Raw genomic sequence first — 18,192 nt, 5'->3', positions numbered from 1 at the left:
GCCCGTTCTCCCCTCCCATCACTCGAACGTGCTAATTAACGGCGCCCGGGCGCTGGCAGGGGGAGCGCCGTTCTAGTCTCCGGACCGGAACGGGGAGGAGAACTCCATGCGGTCGGTGCCGGTGCGGGCCCGCGTCTACATCCTGTGCGTCGCCCTGGCCGGCGTGGCCTGCGCGGTGCCCGCCCCCGGCGCGCGCCCCTCCTGGCCCGCCGTCGCGTTCCTCGCCGTCCTCTACGCCGGGTGCGAGCAGATCACCCGCTGCCGCCTGGTCGGCCGCCGCGTCCCGCGCGGCCTCGGCACCTTCTTTCCCGTGCTGCTCGCCGGGGTGTTCCTGCTGCCGCCGTCGGCCGCCGCCCTCGTCGCCGTGCCCGGCGCCTTGGTCGCTCGCGTCGACCGGCACCCCCGGTGGGTGCGCCGCATCTGGCGCGCCTCCCAACTCGCCCTGGCCGCCTGGGCGTCGGCGCGCGTGTACGTCGCGCTCGGCGGGCCCGCGGCCACCTCCGGCCCCGACTTCCCGTACGTACTCGGACCCGCCGGGGCCGCCGTCCTCGTCTTCTCCGCGGTGCTCACCGTGCTGGACGGCGGCGTCCTCGTGACCGCCGAACGCGTCCCCGCGCGGACCGCCTGGCGGGGCCTCTTCGCGCGCTCGCTCGCGCCCGTCACCGTCCACGGACTCGCCGGTCTCATGATGGCCGTGCTCTGGACCAGTCCGTACGGCCCCACATCCGCCCTGCTCGTGCTCCTGCCGATGGGCGTCTCCTGCTGGGCCTTCGCGCAGTACCACCGCGAGCGGGCCGCCCACCAGGCCACCATCCGGGCGCTCGTCCAGGCCGTCGACATCAAGGACAAGTACACCCGCGGGCACAGCGAGCGCGTCGGCCGCGCCTCCGTGCTGATCGCGCGCGAGCTGGGCATGGACGACGAGCGCGTCGAGGTGCTCCGGTTCGCCGGGATCCTGCACGACGTCGGCAAACTCGGCGTACCCACAAGGCTGTTGAGGAAGGACGGGCCGCTGACGCCCGAGGAGCGGCGCATCATCGAGCTGCATCCCGAGTACGGCCACGAGATGGTGCGCGGCATCGGGTTCCTCGGCGAGGCGCGGGCGGCGATCCTGCACCACCACGAGCGGATCGACGGCAGCGGATACCCCTACGGGCTCACCGGGCCGCAGATCCCGGAGTGCGCGCGGGTGGTGGCGGTCGCCGACGCCTTCGACGCCATGACGTCCACCCGGTCCTACCGGCGGGCCAGGCCCGTCGAGGTCGCCGTCGCCGAGCTCAACCGGTGCGCGGGCGCGCAGTTCGACCCCGAGATGGTCGGGGCGCTGGCCCGCGCCCTCGACCGGTACGGCTGGCACCCCGAGGTCACGGCGGACGTGCCCGACCAGGGCGCCCCTGACCAGGGCACGGCCGTGCCGTCCCCCGCCCTGCCCGCGCCCGCGGCGGCCCGCCCGGCGGCCCGGTGAGGGCCCCGTCGCGCCTGCCCGCCGCGGTCGCCTGCCTGGCCGGACTGCTCGCCCTCACCTCCCTCGTCTGGACCCTCTGGCACGGCATCACCGAAGGCCGGGCCGCCCTCGCCTTCGGCGTCCTGATCACTCTCGGTGAGCTGGTCAGGTGGGGGAGCGGCAGAGACAGGGAGCCCGCGCCGCTCGGCGCCGCGGGAGCCCTCGCGTACGCCCTGCTGGGCGAGAACTCCGGGCAGGCCACGCACCACGGGGTGCTGCAGGTGCTCGCCGTGGTCGTCGCGGCGGCCCTCGTCGGCGCGGTGCCGAACGTGGCGCTGGGCCGGGGCCCCACGCTCGACCACATGGCGCGGCGCGTGCTGACCGTCGGGTTCGCCGCCGCCTGCTTCCAACCCCTGTACAACTCCGGGAAGTTCGGCGAGTGGGTGGGGCACGGGCCGTACTTCGCGCTCGTCATCGTCGCCCTGCTCGTCCTCACCGCGCTCTGCGACGCCGTCCTCGCCGCCGTGACGGCGCACGCCCGCACCCGGTGGCCGTTCGGGCCGCTGCTGCGGGAGGAGCTGCGGGCGATGCTCGGCATCGGCTCCGCGGTGTGCGCGAGCGGTGCCGTGATGGCGCTCGCGGTGGCCGTGGCGGGGCTGTGGGCGCTGCCCGTGTTCAGCCTCCCGCTGCTGCTCACCCAGCTCTCCTTCCGGCGGTACGCGGCGGTCAGGGCGACCTACCGGCAGACCATCGCCTCGCTGGCCAGGGCCACCGAGATCGCCGGATACACCCCGCAGGGCCACGCGCACCGCGTGGCCGGGCTCAGCCGGGCCGTGGGGCGTGACCTCGGTCTCGGGGAGTCGGACCTCACCGTCCTGGAGCACGCGGCGCTCATGCACGACATCGGCCAGCTCTCCCTGGTCGACCCCGTCCCCGCGGGCGCCACCGCCGCGCTCTCCGAGGCGGAACAGCGCCGAATAGCCCTGCTCGGGGGCGCCGTCGTCCGCCAGACCGGGGTGGACGCCGCCGTCGCCGTCGTCGTGGAGCGGCAGGCCGACCCGTACCGCGAACAGCCGCTCACCGCACGTATTGTGCGCACGGCGAACGCGTACGACGAGATGGCGCGGGGAGAAGGCCCCTCAGGGGCGCTGGGCGGCCCGCTCAACGCCTTGGAGAGGCTCCGCCTGGCCACGGGCCACGACTACCAGCCGGAAGTCGTGGAGTCCCTGGCGAGGGTCCTGTCGAGGGACGGCCTCACCCACGGCCTTACCTCGCGCCCTGCTGGGTAACCCATGGGTAATGAGCGGCCGTCCGACCGTCCGTGGTTGGATGCGAAGAAGACAGGAAAAGGGGCGCACGGGGGTACGGCCCCCGACGCCGCGCCCCGACGAGAAGCTACCTACGGAATACGTGGCAGGCGGGAATCAGGCGGGAATCGTGAGGATCTTCGGCAAGGGACGGCACCGGCCCTCCGCCTCATGGCGGCAGGCGACCGACCGCGCGTTCACGCTGATCGGCGACGGCCGGTACGAGGACGCGGGGGCACTGCTCACGCGTGCGGCGGATCTCGAACCCTGGCTGTCCGAGTCCTGGTTCAACCTGGCCCTGCTGCACAAGTTCCGGCACGACTGGGAGCAGGCGCGGGCCGCCGGGCTGCGCGCCGTCGCGCTCCTCGACCGCTCCGCGGGCGCCCCCGACTGGTGGAACGTCGGCATCGCGGCGACCGCGCTGCAGGACTGGCCCCTGGCCCGCCGCGCCTGGCAGGCGTACGGCCTGCGGGTGCCCGGCGGTGTGGCCGCCTCCGGCGAGCCCACGGGCATGGAGCTCGGCAGCGCGGCCGTGCGGCTCTCCCCGGAGGGCGAGGCCGAGGTCGTGTGGGGCCGCCGCCTTGACCCGGCCCGCATGGAGGTCCTGTCCATTCCGCTGCCCTCATCGGGCCGCCGCTGGGGTGAGGTCGTGTTGCACGACGGCGTCCCGCACGGCGAGCGGACGACGGGGGACGGGCATTCGTACCCCGTCTTCGACGAGATCGAGCTGTGGGCGCCCTCACCCGTGCCGACCTGGGTGGTCCTCCTGGAGGCCGCCACCGAGGACGACAGGGACGCCCTGGAGCGGCTCGCGGCCGACGCGGGCTTCGCCGCGGAGGACTGGTCGTCCTCCGTGCGGCTGCTCTGCCGGATGTGCTCCGAGTCCCGCATGCCGAGCGACGAGGGCGACGGGGAACACCTCGATCCGCACGACCACAGCGAGCCGGGGCACCCGGGCCCGCTCGGCCACCGCAGCCCGGGCGCGCTCTGGGTGCCGGAGCGCGAGTGCGGTCTCGCGGCGCCCGCGGCCCTGGTCCGGGGCCTCCTGGACGGCTGGGTGGCGGACAGCCCGGACTCCCGTGACTGGCGGGATCTCGAAGAGGTCTGCTGACACTTCGCCGTAGGCTGTACCGGCACAAACTCTTGAGGGTTCCAAGGAAGGCGTACGGCGGACATGGCGCAGGACACTGAGCAGCAGGCCATCGACGGGGACGGGGTGCTCCCCGTCGACGACGAGGGCTTCGTCATCGACACCGAGGACTGCGAGGAGCGGGAGACGGCCCACCGCGAGCGCGGCACGTCCCGGCCGATCACGGTCGTCGGCAACCCCGTGCTGCACAAGGAGTGCAAGGACGTCACCGCCTTCGACGACGAGCTCGCCGCGCTGATCGACGACATGTTCGCGACCCAGCGGGTGGCGAACGGCGTGGGTGTGGCCGCCAACCAGGTCGGCGTCGACCTGAAGGCCTTCGTCTACGACTGCATGGACGACGACGGCGTGCGCCACGTCGGAGCGATCTGCAACCCGGTGCTCCGGGACCTGCCCGCCGACATGCGCCGCCTGGACGACTCGGGCGAGGGCTGCCTCTCGGTCCCGACGGCGTACGCCCCGCTGGCCCGCCCGGACTACGCCGAGGTGACCGGCCAGGACGCGAAGGGCAACCCGATCAAGGTCCGCGGCACCGGCTACTTCGCGCGCTGCCTGCAGCACGAGACGGACCACCTGTACGGCTACCTGTACATCGACCGCCTCTCCAAGAGGGAGCGCAAGGACGCACTGCGGCAGATGGAAGAGGGCACCCCGCGCTACCCCGTGGTGGCCAATGACTGACCTCCGCGGCGCCTGAGAGGCGCGGGAACCGTGTGACGCGAGCGGCCCCTGGCACAGGAACTCATCCCTGACCAGGGGCCGTTGGCATGACCGCTCGCGTGTGCGAGCAAATCAAGCTGCCGGTGATCCATATTCAGTCACGTAAGGGGATGTTCTCGGCACTGGGGGGTAGTGAATGGCGCAAATCTGTTCCCTGAACGGTCAGTTGTGGTGCTGAATGGAAAGCGCGGGGATACGCAACGGCGCGCGCCCGGCACGGCGGGAGGGGCGCGTGTCCTCAGGCGGCTGAAAGGGGTTTGTTCGTGCGTGCATATTCCGGGAGCACTTCACAGACACATCCGCACACGCGACCACGTTCACCGGCGGTATCCGTACCACCGGCACTGGCCGTTCCCATGATCGAAGCCGCGTTCCCTCGTCGGCTCCATCCGTATTGGCCAAAGCTTCAGGAGAAGTCCAGGACCTGGCTGCGCGAAATGCGGCTCATGCCGCCGGACAAGGTCGAGCGGTACGCGGACAGCCTCTGCTACACGGATCTGGTGGCGGGCTACTACATTGGCGCGCCGGACGAGTTGCTGACCGCGATAGCGGACCTCAGCAGCTGGTTCTTCGCGTGGGACGACCGGCACGACCGGGACTCGGTGCACGGCAGGGCGCCACAGTGGCGGCGGCTCTGCCGGGGCCTGCACGGCACCCTCAACGAACCCCGGCAGTACCTGCACCACAAGGACCCGTTGGTCGCGGGGTTCGCGGACTGCGTGCTGCGCCTGTACTCGTTCCTCGGTCCCAGCTGGAACGCCAGGTTCGCCCGGCACTTCCACCCGGTGATCGACGCGTACGACCAGGAGTTCAGAAACCGGCGCTGCGGCACCGTGCCGACGGTCGAGGCGTACATCGAACTGCGCCGGCTCACGTTCGCGCACTGGGCGTGGATCGACCTCCTGGAGCCCACCGCGCGGTACGAGCTGCCGGACCCGGTGCGCAAGCACCCCGCGTACCGCAGGGCGGCCCGGGCGACCCAGGACTTCTCGGCCTGGTACAACGACCTGTGCTCACTCCCGAAAGAACTTGCGGGAGACGAACTGCACAATCTCGGAATCAGCCTCATCCAGCACGAGGGAATGACGCTCGAAGAGGCAGTGCGGGAAGTGCACAGGCGCGTCAGTGATTGCGTCACTGAATTCATGCAGGCGGAAAGAGAAGTGCTGCATTTCGCCGATGAATTGGCGGACGCAAGTGAGCGTGACAGGGAACTCGCGGACGCGGTGAAGTCATGCGTCTTCAACATGCGGAACTGGTTCTCTTCCGTTTACTGGTTCCATCACGAATCCGGGCGCTATCGGGTGGACAGCTGGGACGACAGGTCCATGCCCCCGTATGTGACGGAAGAAGCCCTGGCGGAAAACGAACTGGTAGGTGAGGAATGAGCGTCGAATCCGCAATACCCGCGCCCCCCACGTCGGGCCCCGACCCGTTGCGCAATCCACCGCTCGTCCGCGGCGGCGCCCCCTTGCTCGGCCACGCATGGAACCTGGTGCGTGATCCGCTCGGCTTCCTCTCCGCCCTGCGCGACCATGGGGATCTCGTCCGGATCAGGCTGGGACCCAGGACGGCGTATGTGGTGTGCGATCCGGAACTGGTCGGCGCCCTGCTCAAGAACCCCGAGTACGTCGTCGGCGGGCCGCTCTGGGACACCCTCGAAGTGCTCCTCGGCAAGGGCGTGGCGACCAGCAACGGCAAGCTGCACCGGCGCCAGCGCCGCATGATGCAGCCCGCGTTCAGGCCCGAGCGGATCGCCGACTACGCCAAGGTGATGGAGGAGGAGGCCCGCGCCACGGCGGCCCGCTGGCAGCCGGGCGCCACGGTCGACGTGAGCGCCGAGATGTTCCGCACGGCCGTGCGCATCGTCTCGCGCTCGCTCCTTGAGGTCGACTCGATAGCGGACAAGGCGGACCGGATCGCCGACTCGCTGCACACCGTGTTCGACGGGCTCTACCGCCGGATGGTGCTCTCGGTCGGCCCGCTCCACCGCGTGCCGACCCCCGCCAACCGGCGCTTCGAGAGCGCGCTCGCCGACCTGCACGCACTCGTCGACGAGATCATCGCGGAGCGCCGCGCGGCCGGGCCCGGCGGGCCGGACGACCTGCTCGCCGAATTGCTGCGGGCCAGGGACGAATCCGGGGAGCTCATAGCCGACCAGGAGATCCACGACAACGTGGTTTCGCTCGTCGTGGCGGGTGCGGAGAATGTGGCGTCGACGCTGGCCTGGACGTTCCATCTGATGACCGAACACCCGGCGCAGGAAAGGAGGTTGGTTGAAGAGGTAAATGCCGTGGCCCCGGATCGCGCGATCACATTCGCCGATCTCAAGGATCTGCCGCACCTCCGCAATGTCGTCACCGAGGCGATGCGCATACGGCCGGCCGCTTGGATATTCACGCGCCGGTCCGTGGCCGAAACCGAACTGGGCGGCTATCGCATTCCGGCGGACGCCGACATCGTCTACAGCGTGTACGCGATGCAGCGCGACCCGCGTTCCTTCGAGCGGAACCTGGAGTTCGACCCCGACCGCTGGAATCCGGAGCGGGCCCGTGACGTGCCGGAGTTCGCGATGATGCCGTTCAGCGTGGGCAACAGGAAGTGCCCCGGCGACCACTTCAGCCTGGCCGAACTCGCCCTGATCCTCGGGACGGTGGTCCCCAAGTGGCGCCTGGAGCGCGTCGAGGAGACCGACGCCCGCACCCAGGTCGGCATCACCCTGCACCCCAAGCGGCTCGTCCTGCGGGTCACGCCGCGCTGAGCGTCCCGGGACAGCAAGGCGCCCGGCCGCCCCGTCCGGCAGAACGGGGCGGGCGGGCGCAGGCGTCCGGAACTCGTCCGGAACTCGCCCAGAGCTCGCCTAGAACTCGTCGTCGAAGGAGACCGAGCCCTCGACTGCGACCTGGTACGCAGAGGGCCGCCGCTCGAAGAAGTTGGTCAGCTCCTGGACGCCCTGCAGCTCCATGAAGGAGAACGGGTTCTCCGAGCCGTAGACCGGCGCGAAGCCGAGACGCTGCAGCCGCTGGTCGGCGACGCACTGCAGGTACTCGCGCATCGAGTCGGTGTTCATGCCGGGCAGGCCGTCACCGCACAGGTCGCGGGCGAACTGCAGCTCGGCCTCGACGGCCTCCTTCAGCATGTCCGTGACCTGCTGCTGGAGCGCGTCGTCGAAGAGCTCGGGCTCCTCCTTGCGGACCGTGTCCACCACGTCGAAGGCGAAGCTCATGTGCATCGTCTCGTCGCGGAACACCCAGTTGGTGCCGGTGGCCAGGCCGTGCAGCAGACCGCGGCTGCGGAACCAGTAGACGTACGCGAAGGCACCGTAGAAGAAGAGCCCCTCGATGCACGCGGCGAAGCAGATGAGGTTCAGCAGGAAGCGACGGCGGTCGGCCTTCGACTCCAGCCGGTCCATCTTCTCGACGGAGTCCATCCACTTGAAGCAGAACTCCGCCTTCTCGCGGATGGAGGGGATCTCCTCGACCGCGTCGAAGGCCGCCGCGCGGTCCTCGGGATCGGGCAGATAGGTGTCGAGCAGCGTCAGATAGAACTGGACGTGCACGGCCTCCTCGAAGAGCTGACGGCTCAGGTAGAGCCGCGCCTCGGGGGAGTTGATGTGCTTGTAGAGCGTCAGTACCAGGTTGTTCGAGACGATCGAGTCGCCGGTCGCGAAGAACGCGACCAGACGGCCGATCATGTGCTGCTCGCCGGGCGAGAGCTTGGCGAGGTCGGCGACGTCCGAGTGGAGGTCGACCTCCTCGACGGTCCAGGTGTTCTTGATCGCGTCCCGGTAGCGCTCGTAGAAGTCGGGGTAGCGCATGGGGCGCAGGGTCAGCTCGAAGCCCGGGTCGAGCAGGTTCTTCTCGGTGGAGCTCATTACTGGCAGGCCTCGCAGGACTCGGGGTTTTCCAGGGAGCAGGCGACGGCGTCTTCGGCCGTGACCTGCGCGGGGACGGGGGCCGCGGCGGCGGTGTTCGAGCTCCCGGCCGCGCGGGCGATGCGCGTCGCGGGGCGCGAACGCAGGTAGTACGTGGTCTTCAGGCCGCGCTGCCAGGCGTACGCGTACATCGAGGAGAGCTTGCCGATGGTCGGCGTCTCCAGGAAGAGGTTGAGCGACTGCGCCTGGTCGAGGAACGGGGTGCGGTCCGCGGCCATGTCGATCAGGCCGCGCTGCGGGATCTCCCACGCCGTGCGGTACAGCGCGCGGATGTCCGCGGGCACCCAGTCGAAGCCCTGCACCGAGCCGTTGGACTCGCGCAGCGCCTCACGGGTCTTCGCGTCCCACAGGCCGTGCCGCTTCAACTCCTCCACCAGGTAGGAGTTGACCTGGAGGAACTCGCCGGAGAGCGTCTCGCGCTTGAAGAGGTTGGAGACCTGCGGCTCGATGCACTCGTAGACACCGGCGATGGACGCGATGGTCGCGGTCGGCGCGATGGCGAGGAGCAGCGAATTGCGCATGCCGGTCGCGGCGATGCGTTCCCGCAGCGCCGCCCAGCGCTCCGGCCACGTCAGCTCGGCCACGGCCTTCGGATAGTGGTCCGGGTGCAGCACGCCGCGCGCGGTGCGGGTCTTCTCCCAGGCGGGCAGGGGACCGTGGCGCTCGGCGAGGTCCGCGGACGCCTCGTAGGAGGCGAGCATGATGCGCTCGGCGATGCGGGTGGACAGGGCGCGCGCCTCGGGGGAGTCGAAGGCCAGCTTCAGCTGGAAGAAGACGTCCTGGAGGCCCATCGCGCCGAGGCCCACGGGGCGCCACTTGGCGTTGGAGCGCCCGGCCTGCTCGGTCGGGTAGAAGTTGATGTCGACGACGCGGTCGAGGAAGGTCACCGCGGTGCGGACGGTCTCGTCGAGCCGCTCCCAGTCGATGTCCTGCGTGGCCGGGTCGACGAAGGCGCCGAGGTTCACCGAGCCGAGGTTGCAGACGGCGGTCTCCCCGTCGTCCGTCACCTCCAGGATCTCCGTGCAGAGGTTGGAGGAGTGCACGGTGTGGCCGGGCTCCGCCGTCTGGTTGGCGGTGCGGTTGGCCGCGTCCTTGAAGGTCATCCAGCCGTTGCCGGTCTGCGCGAGGGTGCGCATCATGCGGCCGTAGAGGTCCCGGGCCGACATGGTCTTCTTGGCGAGCCCGGCGGCCTCGGCCTTGCGGTAGGCGGCGTCGAACTCCTCGCCCCACAGGTCGACGAGCTCGGGCACGTCGGCCGGTGAGAACAGCGACCACTCCTGGTCGGTGGCGACGCGGCGCATGAACTCGTCGGGGATCCAGTGCGCGAGGTTGAGGTTGTGCGTGCGGCGCGCGTCCTCACCGGTGTTGTCGCGCAGCTCCAGGAACTCCTCGATGTCGGAGTGCCAGGTCTCCAGGTAGACGGCGGCCGCGCCCTTGCGCCGACCGCCCTGGTTCACGGCGGCGACGGAGGCGTCCAGGGTCTTCAGGAACGGCACGATGCCGTTGGAGTGCCCGTTCGTGCCGCGGATGAGGGAGCCGCGGGAACGGATGCGGGAGTAGGAGAGCCCGATGCCGCCCGCGTGCTTGGAGAGCCGCGCGACCTGGTGGTAGCGGTCGTAGATGGAGTCGAGCTCGTCCAGCGGTGAGTCGAGGAGGTAGCAGGACGACATCTGCGGGTGGCGGGTGCCGGAGTTGAAGAGCGTCGGCGAGGACGGCAGGTAGTCCAGTCGGCTCATCAGGCCGTACAGCGCGGCGACTTCGTCGAGGGCGCGGGCGCTCTCGTCCTCCGCAAGACCGGCCGCCACGCGCAGCATGAAGTGCTGCGGGGTCTCGATGACCTGGCGGGTGATCGGGTGGCGCAGCAGGTAGCGGCTGTGCAGGGTGCGCAGGCCGAAGTAGCCGAAGCGGAAGTCGGCGCCGTCGGCGAGCGCGGTGTCCACGAGCGCGTCGAGCCGGGCCGCGTGGGCGCCCACGAAGTCGGCGGTGCGGTCGGCGATCAGGCCCTCGCGGTGGCCGACGACGATCGACTCGGTGAAGGAGCGCACGCCCTGGGAGGCGGCCTCGGCGGCGATGGAGAGGGTGAGCAGCCTGGCCGCGAGCTTCGAGTACGTGGGGTCCTCGGAGATGAGCCCCGCGGCCGCCTCGGTCGCGAGCGTCCGGAGCTCCGCCTCGTCGGCCCTGGCCGAACGGCCGCGCAGCGCCGCGGCGGCGACCCGGCCGGGATCGGCGTCGGGAAGGTCGGCGGTGAGGTCGGTCAGGGTGCGCAGCAGCGCGGTCCCTGGCGCGTCGGTACCCTCGGTGCTGTCGATGGGCTGCGGTGACAGCGCTGACGCAGGTTCGGCAGGCGCGATGGTCACGTGGAGCTCTCCCTCGCTCGGCTCTGGGCCTGGGGGAGGGGATGGCACACACGGGCGCACCCGGGCAGGGCGGCGTACCGCGTCCACCGGCCCATTCCACGAGGCCCGGACGGTCGGCACCCGGGTCGGTCGACACGGGTGCACTGCCGGCAGGTCTTCGGACTCCGCGTACGACAAATGCGTACACGTCTACCGTTGCGGGACAGTTCCGGACTTGCACCGGATTCCCCTGCGGCGACAGCGAGCACGAGCATACATCTTGTGTTGGCTTACTGAAGCAGGCCCACATCTTGTGTCGGATCGCAGAGCTGTACGACGAAGGGCCGCCGGTTTCCCGGCGGCCCTTCGTCGTACGCTGTGCCGTGCGGCAGACGTGCGGCAGACGTACGGCAGACGTGCGGCAGCGGTCGGCTCAGTGGCCGGAGCCCGCTGTCGCCTTCGGCAGTTCCTCCATGACACCGGCGTCACCGGCGTCCGCCGTGTAGTCCTCCGGAGACGTCTCGTCGACGCCGTCGGGGGCCTTCAGCGCCTTCAGGGCGAAGGTGAGGACCACGGTCACGACCACGTTCAGGACGAACGCGGTGAGGCCGATGTAGCCGATCTCGCCGATGCCGGGGATCTCGTCGGACGAGCCGCCGAAGTGCTTCTGCGTGGGCGACGCGACGCCGTACGCGGCGACCGTGCCGTAGACCATGCCGACCGCCCAGCCCGCAAGCAGCGCCCAGCGGTGGAACCACCGCGTGAACAGGCCGCCGACCAGGGCGGGCATCGTCTGCAGGATCCAGATGCCGCCGAGCAGCTGGAAGTTGATCGCTACCGTCTTGTCCATGGTGAGGACGAAGGCGAGCGCGCCCACCTTCACCAGGAGCGAGACCAGCTTGGAGACCTTGAACTCCTGTGCGGGTGTCGCGTCCGGCTTGAGGAAGTCCTTGTAGATGTTCCGCGTGAAGAGGTTCGCGGCCGCGATCGACATGATCGCCGCGGGCACGAGCGCGCCGATGCCGATGGCGGCGAAGGCGACGCCGGTGAACCAGTCGGGGAACATGTTCTCGAACAGTTGCGGGATCGCCAGCTGCCCGTTCTCGACCTTGACCCCGGCCGCGATCGCCATGAAGCCGAGCAGCGCGAGCAGGCCCAGCATCAGCGAGTAGAGCGGCAGGATCGTGGTGTTGCGGCGGATCACGTTGCGGCTCTTGGAGGAGAGCGTCGCCGTGATCGAGTGCGGGTACATGAACAGCGCGAGCGCGGAGCCGAGCGCGAGCGTGGCGTAGGTCCACTGCCCCGTCTCGCCCGGTGCGAGACCCGCGACGGGCTTGCCCGCCGCGTCGTTCGCCGCTGAGAACTTCTCGTTCGCGGCCTGGAAGATCTCGTCGAAGCCGCCGAGCTTGATCGGGATGTAGATGATCGCGACGGCGATGACGAGATAGATCAGACCGTCCTTCACGAACGCGATCAGCGCGGGCGCGCGCAGACCCGACGAGTAGGTGTACGCGGCGAGCACCGCGAACGCGATCAGCAGCGGCAGGTCCTTGATGAACCAGTTGGTGTCCGGGCCGCCGCCGATCCCCATGACGTCGAGGACGGCCTGGATGCCCACCAGCTGGAGCGCGATGTACGGCATCGTGGCGAGGATGCCGGTGACGGCGACCGCGAGCGAGAGGCCCTTGGAGCCGAAGCGCCCGCGCACGAAGTCGGACGTCGTCACGTAGCCGTGCTTGTGCGAGACGGACCACAGGCGCGGCAGGAACGTGAAGATCAGGGGATAGACGAGGATCGTGTACGGCACGGCGAAGAAGCCCGCCGCGCCCGCCGCGTAGATCGCCGCGGGGACGGCCACGAACGTGTAAGCGGTGTAGAGGTCGCCGCCGAGCAGGAACCAGGTGACCCAGGTGCCGAACGAGCGGCCGCCGAGGCCCCATTCGTCCAGGCTCTCCTCGTTGTCCGCCTTGCGCCAGCGGGCGGCCAGGAAGCCCATGACCGTGACGGCGACGAAGAAGAAGATGAAGACCGCGAGGGCGACGCCGTTGACTCCGTCGTTCATGACCGCGCCTCTTCCTTGCGAGCGCGCTGGTCACGCTGCCACAGCTTGTACGCGATCATCGTGAGCGCCGTGGAGATGAGCACCCAGAGCATCTGGTACCAGTAGAAGAACGGGATGCCGATGAAGGTGGGATCGATCTTCGCGTAGGAGCCCACCCAGAGCATTGCCACGAAGGGCGCGACAAGGCAGGCTGCGATGACCACGCGGACCGGCGTGACCACCGGTCTGCTCACTTCAGGCGCATCTGACATATCGCGGCTCCGTTCCCTCACTTATCCCATGCTTAACGTGCGGGAAATCTAAGCCACAGTCTCGCTGTATGGAACCCCCGTCCGGATAACGGACGTGACAAGTTGCCTGTTCAGCAGCAGCGGAACCCCTGACGGGGGTCTGACTCCGCCCGGTCTGTCCGCATGCGTTCAAATGCGCGGCGGCTGGGAACAGTTGCCGCCGGATGCTCCTTGCGCACGTGCGCCACATACCGGTCGTACGCCGACTCGTCCGTCAGCTCGTGGACGTACCACCGCATCCACCGCATCCCGCGCAGCACCCAGGTCACGGCGCCACCTCCCGTCGCTCCGTCCGACTCTCCTCCTGCTTCTCCTCCCGGGTCGCGAAGAGCCCGGCCGGAGCGGTCAACTTCGACTCCACGTACGGCGCTTCGCTCAGCCGCGAGGCACCGGGATTGCGGACGTGCTGCACGCACACCCGTGCCGCGTCCACGATCACGACGACGATGAGCAGGGCGAGTGCCGCCGAAAGGACGCCGTCCACCGTGGAGTTGGTGACGACGGTGTGCATGTCGTCCATCGTCTTGGCGGGCGGCAGGATCTTGCCCTCGTCGATGGCGTCCTGGTAGTTCGCGCGCTGCTGGAAGAAGCCGACGCGCGGGTTGTCGGAGAACACCTTCTGCCAGCTCGCGGTGAGCGTCACCGTCGCGTCCCAGACGAGCGGAATCCCGGTGATCCAGGCCCACTTGAGCCGCCCGGACTTCACGAGCAGCGTGGTGCAGACGGCGAGGGCGACGGCGGCGAGGAGCTGGTTGGCGATGCCGAAGATCGGGAAGAGCTGGTTGATCCCGCCGAGCGGCTCGTGCACGCCCACCCAGAGGAAGTAGCCCCAGAGCCCGGTGACGGCGGCGCTGGTGAGCACGAGCCCCGGCTTCCAGCTCATCCGCCGGAAGGGCTTGTAGATGTTCCCGAGCATGTCTTGCAGCATGAAGCGGCCCACGCGCGTGCCCGCGTCGAGCGCGGTCAGGATGAACAGCGCCTCGAACATGATCGCGAAGTGGTACCAGAGGGCCCGCATCGAGCCCCCCGTGACCTTCGAGAAGATCTCCGAGACGCCGACCGCGAGCGTGGGCGCGCCGCCGGTGCGCGAGAGCAGCGAGGACTCTTCGACGTTCTGGGCGGCCTGCGCGAGGTCGGCCGGTGAGATGGAGTACCCGAAACCCGCGACGGCCCTCGACGCCTCCTGGACGGTGTCGCCGACGACTCCGGCCGGGGCGTTCATCGCGAAGTACAGCCCGGGGTCGATGATCGATGCCGCGACGAGCGCCATCACCGCGACGGACGACTCCATCAGCATGGAGCCGTAGCCGATCATCCGGACCTGCGTCTCCTTCTGGATCATCTTCGGCGTCGTGCCCGAGGAGATCAGCGCGTGGAAGCCGGACAGTGCGCCGCAGGCGATGGTGATGAAGACGAAGGGGAAGAGCGAGCCCGCGAAGACCGGTCCGTCGCCGCGCGAGGCGAAGTCGGTCACCGGGTCCATCTTCAGCGTCGGCAGGGTGACGACGACACCGACCGCGAGGAGCACGATGGTGCCGATCTTCATGAACGTGGAGAGGTAGTCGCGCGGCGCGAGCAGCATCCACACCGGCAGGATCGAGGCGATGAATCCGTACGCCACCAGCCAGATGACCAGCGTCGACGGCGCGAGCGTGAAGGTGTCCGCGAGCGAGGACTCGGCGACCCAGCGCCCGCCGACGAGCGCGAGCAGCAGCAGCGCGATGCCGATCAGCGAGACCTCGCTGACCCGTCCCGGCCGCAGCACCCGCAGGTAGAAGCCCATCAGCAGGGCGATCGGGATGGTCATCGCGATGGAGAAGGTGCCCCACGGCGACTCGGCGAGCGCGTTGACGACGACCAGCGCGAGCACCCCGAGCAGGATGATCATGATGGCGAAGGTGGCGAGCAGCGCGGCGGCCCCGCCGAACGGGCCGATCTCCTCGCGCGCCATCTGCCCCAGCGACTTGCCGTCGCGCCGCGTCGAGAAGAACAGCACGACCATGTCCTGCACGGCGCCCGCGAAGATCACGCCGACGATGATCCAGATGGTGCCGGGCAGGTACCCCATCTGAGCTGCGAGGACCGGCCCCACCAGCGGTCCCGCGCCCGCGATCGCCGCGAAGTGGTGGCCGAGCAGCACCCGGCGGTCGGTCGGGTGGAAGTCGATGCCGTTGTCGAGCCGCTCGGCCGGGGTGGCCCGCTTCTTGTCGACCTTCAGGACCTTGTACGCGATGAACCTGGAGTAGAAGCGGTACGCGACGGCGTACGAGCCGAGGGCCGCCGCCACCATCCAGGCGGCCGACACCTCCTCGTCGCGTGCGAGGGCCAGGACGGTCCAGCCCGCGGCGCCGATCAGCGCGACGAGGGACCAGATGACGATGGATCGGGGGTTCGCTCTGCGCACCGGGTCGTCCTCCCGTTCACCATGCGATGAGATTCATCGTGCGATGAGCTGCGTCGTGCGGTGACGGGAGGAACGTAGAGCAGCGCGGTGGCCCCGCGCCAGACCTCGGGCGGGTGTCAGTCCGTGGGCCGCTTGAGGCGGGCGACGAACTTGTACCGGTCGCCGCGGTAGACCGAGCGCACCCACTCCACCGGCTGGCCGTTCCCGTCAAGCGAGTGGCGGGACAGGAGCAGCATCGGCAGGCCGACGTCGGTGCCGAGCAGGCCCGCCTCGCGCGGGGTCGCCAGGGAGGTCTCGATGGTCTCCTCGGCCTCCGCGAGGTGCACGTCGTACACCTCGGCGAGTGCGGTGTAGAGCGAGGTGTACTTGACCAGGGAGCGGCGCAGCGCGGGGAAGCGCTTGGCCGAGAGGTGCGTGGTCTCGATGGCCATCGCCTCGCCGTTGGCCAGCCGGAGCCGCTCGATGCGGAGCACCCGGCCGCCCGTGGTGATGTCGAGCAGGTCGGCGAGGCGGTCGTCGGCGGTGATGTAGCCGATGTCCAGGAGCTGCGAGGTGGGCTCCAGGCCCTGGGCCCGCATGTCCTCCGTGTACGAGGTGAGTTGCAGGGCCTGCGACACCTTGGGCTTCGCGACGAACGTGCCCTTGCCCTGGATGCGCTCCAGACGGCCCTCGACGACCAGCTCCTGGAGGGCCTGGCGCACCGTGGTGCGGGAGGTGTCGAACTCGGCGGCGAGCGTGCGCTCCGGGGGGACCGGGGTGCCCGGCGGCAGCGTTTCGGTGATGTCCAGCAAGTGCCGCTTCAGGCGGTAGTACTTGGGCACGCGCGCGGTTCGGCCGACGCTCGGGCCTTCCGAAGGCGCGCCCACATCGGTCCCCGTGCTCCCCGCTTCGGTGCCCATGGCTTGCCTTCCCGGCTCCTGTGCTGCTGCCGTCACCGGCTCCTCCGTCTGTCGCGGCTCACATCGTGGCACGGTACGGGCCGAGCAGACTCTGCCTGCTCAGGTGTCGGTCCGATAACGGAGGCGACAGCCCTTCTTATACACCCTTGACACCCCTAAAGGTCTAGGCCAAGCTCCCCGTACTGGTCTACACCATTAAAGACCAGGTTCCAGTCCCACGGGCAGATCTCGGTCCATTTGGTCGCTGCGGGTGGGGGGTTGACTGGCATCCCTTGAGGAGGGTGACGTGAAGCGCAAGCTCATAGCGGCCATCGGTGTCGCGGGCATGTTGGTCTCGATCGCGGCCTGTGGCAGTGACGACGACGACAAGAAGTCCGGGGGAGCCGACGGCTTCAAGGGTGAGACCCTGACGCTCTGGGCGATGGACGGTTCGACGCCCGACAAGTGGCAGAAGGACGTCACGGCCGCCTTCGAGAAGAAGACCGGCGCGAAGCTGAAGTTCGAAGTCCAGCAGTGGAACGGCATCCAGCAGAAGCTGACCACCGCCCTCTCCGAGGAGAACCCGCCGGACGTCTTCGAGATCGGCAACACCCAGACCGCCGCGTACGCCAAGACCGGCGGCCTCGCCGAGCTCGGCGACCTCAAGGAGACGCTCGGCGCCGACTGGACCGAGTCGATGAACAAGGCCTCGGTCATCGACGGCAAGCAGTACGCCGCCCCGTGGTTCGTCCTCAACCGCGTCGTGATCTACAACAAGAAGATCTGGGCCGACGCCGGGATCAAGGACACCCCGAAGACCCGCGACGAGTTCCTCAAGGACCTCAAGCAGATCGGCGCGAAGACCGACGCCGAGCCGCTCTACATGCCGGGCCAGTTCTGGTACCACTTCGTCGGCCTGACCATCGGTGAGGGCGCCGAGCTGGTCAAGAAGGACGGCGACAAGTACGTCTCCAACCTGACGGACCCGAAGGTCACGAAGGCCATGAAGACGTACCAGGAGTTCCAGAAGCTCTCCAAGGCCCCCAAGAACAAGGACGAGGCCACGCCGCAGCAGGGCGAGGTCTTCGGCAAGGGCAAGACCGCCGCGATGATCGCCATGCCGTGGGAGGCCGCCCTGGCCATCAAGACGGACAAGAAGATCGAGAAGGACATCGGCTACTTCACGATCCCGGGCGCCACGGCGGAGAAGCCCGAGGGCGTCTTCCTCGGCGGCTCCAACCTCGCCGTCGCCGCGACCAGCAAGAAGCAGGAGCTCGCCAAGGAGTTCCTGAAGATCGCGCTGTCCGACAAGTTCGAGGGTCAGTTCGCCAAGGAAGGCGGCGTCATCCCGAACAAGAAGTCGCTGGAGTCCTCCCTCGCGGGCAACCCGGCCGCCAAGGCCATGACGCCCGCCACCCCCGGCGGCGGCATCACCCCGCTGATCCCGGAGTGGGGCGCGGTCGAGAACCCGCCGAACCCGATCAAGAACTACATGACCGCGGTGCTCAACGGTAAGTCTCCCGAGGCGGCCGCGAAGCAGGTCGAGGGCGAGCTCAACAAGCGCCTGTCGCAGAAGCAGTAAAGACGCGTCCTCTGGCCGGGGGTGGCGGGTGACGTGACCCCGCCGCCCCCGGCGTACCCATGAGTTCTCCGCGTCCTCCGCGCTG

Annotated in this window: 14 protein-coding genes and 1 riboswitch; of the genes, 7 read left to right on the top strand and 7 right to left on the bottom strand. The window is 69.4% G+C overall.

The window, feature by feature from the left end; translation table 11 throughout:
* The first annotated feature begins 106 nt into the window (after nucleotides 1–106).
* The 6 genes from AC068B_RS06480 (at nucleotide 107) to AC068B_RS06455 (ending at nucleotide 7,382) form a co-directional block, all read left to right on the top strand.
* Nucleotides 107–1,465, top strand: coding sequence for an HD-GYP domain-containing protein (locus AC068B_RS06480; RefSeq protein ID WP_478669462.1), 1,359 nt, complete (start codon nucleotides 107–109; stop codon nucleotides 1,463–1,465).
* Nucleotides 1,462–2,733, top strand: a complete 1,272-nt coding sequence (locus AC068B_RS06475; RefSeq protein ID WP_478669461.1) for an HD-GYP domain-containing protein — start codon at nucleotides 1,462–1,464, stop codon at nucleotides 2,731–2,733. Before AC068B_RS06480 ends, AC068B_RS06475 begins: the two co-directional genes overlap by 4 nt.
* Before the next feature lie 148 nt (nucleotides 2,734–2,881).
* A complete protein-coding gene (locus tag AC068B_RS06470; RefSeq protein ID WP_055563704.1) occupies nucleotides 2,882–3,862 on the top strand; it encodes a tetratricopeptide repeat protein in 981 nt (326 codons plus the stop codon).
* Between the two features lie 63 nt (nucleotides 3,863–3,925).
* The gene (gene def / locus AC068B_RS06465) at nucleotides 3,926–4,582 is read left to right on the top strand and encodes a peptide deformylase (RefSeq protein WP_478669459.1); all 657 of its coding nucleotides are present in this window, start codon (nucleotides 3,926–3,928) and stop codon (nucleotides 4,580–4,582) included.
* A gap of 302 nt (nucleotides 4,583–4,884) precedes the next feature.
* Complete coding sequence (gene cyc1 / locus AC068B_RS06460; RefSeq protein ID WP_478669458.1) at nucleotides 4,885–6,009, top strand: epi-isozizaene synthase; 1,125 nt, start codon at nucleotides 4,885–4,887, stop codon at nucleotides 6,007–6,009.
* Nucleotides 6,006–7,382, top strand: coding sequence for a bifunctional albaflavenone monooxygenase/terpene synthase (locus AC068B_RS06455; protein WP_478669456.1), 1,377 nt, complete (start codon nucleotides 6,006–6,008; stop codon nucleotides 7,380–7,382). The genes cyc1 and AC068B_RS06455 overlap by 4 nt, the downstream gene beginning before the upstream one ends.
* 99 nt (nucleotides 7,383–7,481) lie before the next feature.
* On the opposite strand, the gene AC068B_RS06450 is transcribed toward AC068B_RS06455, so the two are convergent.
* The 7 genes from AC068B_RS06450 to AC068B_RS06420 form a co-directional block, all read right to left on the bottom strand.
* Nucleotides 7,482–8,495 carry a ribonucleotide-diphosphate reductase subunit beta gene (locus AC068B_RS06450; RefSeq protein WP_356256181.1) on the bottom strand — a complete coding sequence of 338 codons (1,014 nt, stop codon included), beginning with the start codon at nucleotides 8,493–8,495 and terminating at the stop codon, nucleotides 7,482–7,484.
* The gene (locus tag AC068B_RS06445) at nucleotides 8,495–10,912 is read right to left on the bottom strand and encodes a ribonucleoside-diphosphate reductase subunit alpha (RefSeq protein ID WP_478669455.1); all 2,418 of its coding nucleotides are present in this window, start codon (nucleotides 10,910–10,912) and stop codon (nucleotides 8,495–8,497) included. Before AC068B_RS06445 ends, AC068B_RS06450 begins: the two co-directional genes overlap by 1 nt.
* 131 nt (nucleotides 10,913–11,043) lie before the next feature.
* A riboswitch (cobalamin riboswitch) is annotated at nucleotides 11,044–11,166 on the bottom strand.
* Nucleotides 11,167–11,324: 158 nt separating this feature from the next.
* The gene (gene mctP / locus AC068B_RS06440) at nucleotides 11,325–12,953 is read right to left on the bottom strand and encodes a monocarboxylate uptake permease MctP (RefSeq protein WP_478669453.1); all 1,629 of its coding nucleotides are present in this window, start codon (nucleotides 12,951–12,953) and stop codon (nucleotides 11,325–11,327) included.
* Nucleotides 12,950–13,204, bottom strand: a complete 255-nt coding sequence (locus AC068B_RS06435; RefSeq protein WP_356256191.1) for a DUF3311 domain-containing protein — start codon at nucleotides 13,202–13,204, stop codon at nucleotides 12,950–12,952. Before AC068B_RS06435 ends, mctP begins: the two co-directional genes overlap by 4 nt.
* A 110-nt stretch (nucleotides 13,205–13,314) precedes the next feature.
* Nucleotides 13,315–13,491, bottom strand: coding sequence for a YbdD/YjiX family protein (locus tag AC068B_RS06430; protein ID WP_268775789.1), 177 nt, complete (start codon nucleotides 13,489–13,491; stop codon nucleotides 13,315–13,317).
* 17 nt (nucleotides 13,492–13,508) lie between these two features.
* A complete protein-coding gene (locus AC068B_RS06425) occupies nucleotides 13,509–15,647 on the bottom strand; it encodes a carbon starvation CstA family protein (protein WP_478669452.1) in 2,139 nt (712 codons plus the stop codon).
* A 116-nt stretch (nucleotides 15,648–15,763) separates the two neighbouring features.
* Entirely contained in the window at nucleotides 15,764–16,546 is a 783-nt protein-coding gene (locus AC068B_RS06420) for a GntR family transcriptional regulator (RefSeq protein ID WP_359348475.1), read from the bottom strand.
* Between the two features lie 286 nt (nucleotides 16,547–16,832).
* Between AC068B_RS06420 and AC068B_RS06415 the strand changes: the two genes are divergently transcribed.
* Nucleotides 16,833–18,107, top strand: coding sequence for an extracellular solute-binding protein (locus tag AC068B_RS06415; protein ID WP_478669451.1), 1,275 nt, complete (start codon nucleotides 16,833–16,835; stop codon nucleotides 18,105–18,107).
* The last annotated feature ends 85 nt before the right edge of the window (nucleotides 18,108–18,192 follow it).

It is taken from the genome of Streptomyces sp. NPDC042371 (assembly GCF_056437465.1).
Note: the sequence above shows the minus strand (reverse complement) of the source record. Positions and strands in the feature narration are given on the sequence as shown.

What these genes read in the sequence shown, in the direction of transcription:
- AC068B_RS06430 (WP_268775789.1), bottom strand. Translation starts at nt 13,491, where the DNA reads ATGCGGTGGATGCGGTGGTACGTCCACGAGCTGACGGACGAGTCGGCG.
- AC068B_RS06435 (WP_356256191.1), bottom strand. Translation starts at nt 13,204, where the DNA reads ATGTCAGATGCGCCTGAAGTGAGCAGACCGGTGGTCACGCCGGTCCGC.
- AC068B_RS06480 (WP_478669462.1), top strand. Translation starts at nt 107, where the DNA reads ATGCGGTCGGTGCCGGTGCGGGCCCGCGTCTACATCCTGTGCGTCGCC.
- AC068B_RS06455 (WP_478669456.1), top strand. Translation starts at nt 6,006, where the DNA reads ATGAGCGTCGAATCCGCAATACCCGCGCCCCCCACGTCGGGCCCCGAC.
- def (WP_478669459.1), top strand. Translation starts at nt 3,926, where the DNA reads ATGGCGCAGGACACTGAGCAGCAGGCCATCGACGGGGACGGGGTGCTC.
- mctP (WP_478669453.1), bottom strand. Translation starts at nt 12,953, where the DNA reads ATGAACGACGGAGTCAACGGCGTCGCCCTCGCGGTCTTCATCTTCTTC.
- AC068B_RS06420 (WP_359348475.1), bottom strand. Translation starts at nt 16,546, where the DNA reads ATGGGCACCGAAGCGGGGAGCACGGGGACCGATGTGGGCGCGCCTTCG.
- AC068B_RS06450 (WP_356256181.1), bottom strand. Translation starts at nt 8,495, where the DNA reads ATGAGCTCCACCGAGAAGAACCTGCTCGACCCGGGCTTCGAGCTGACC.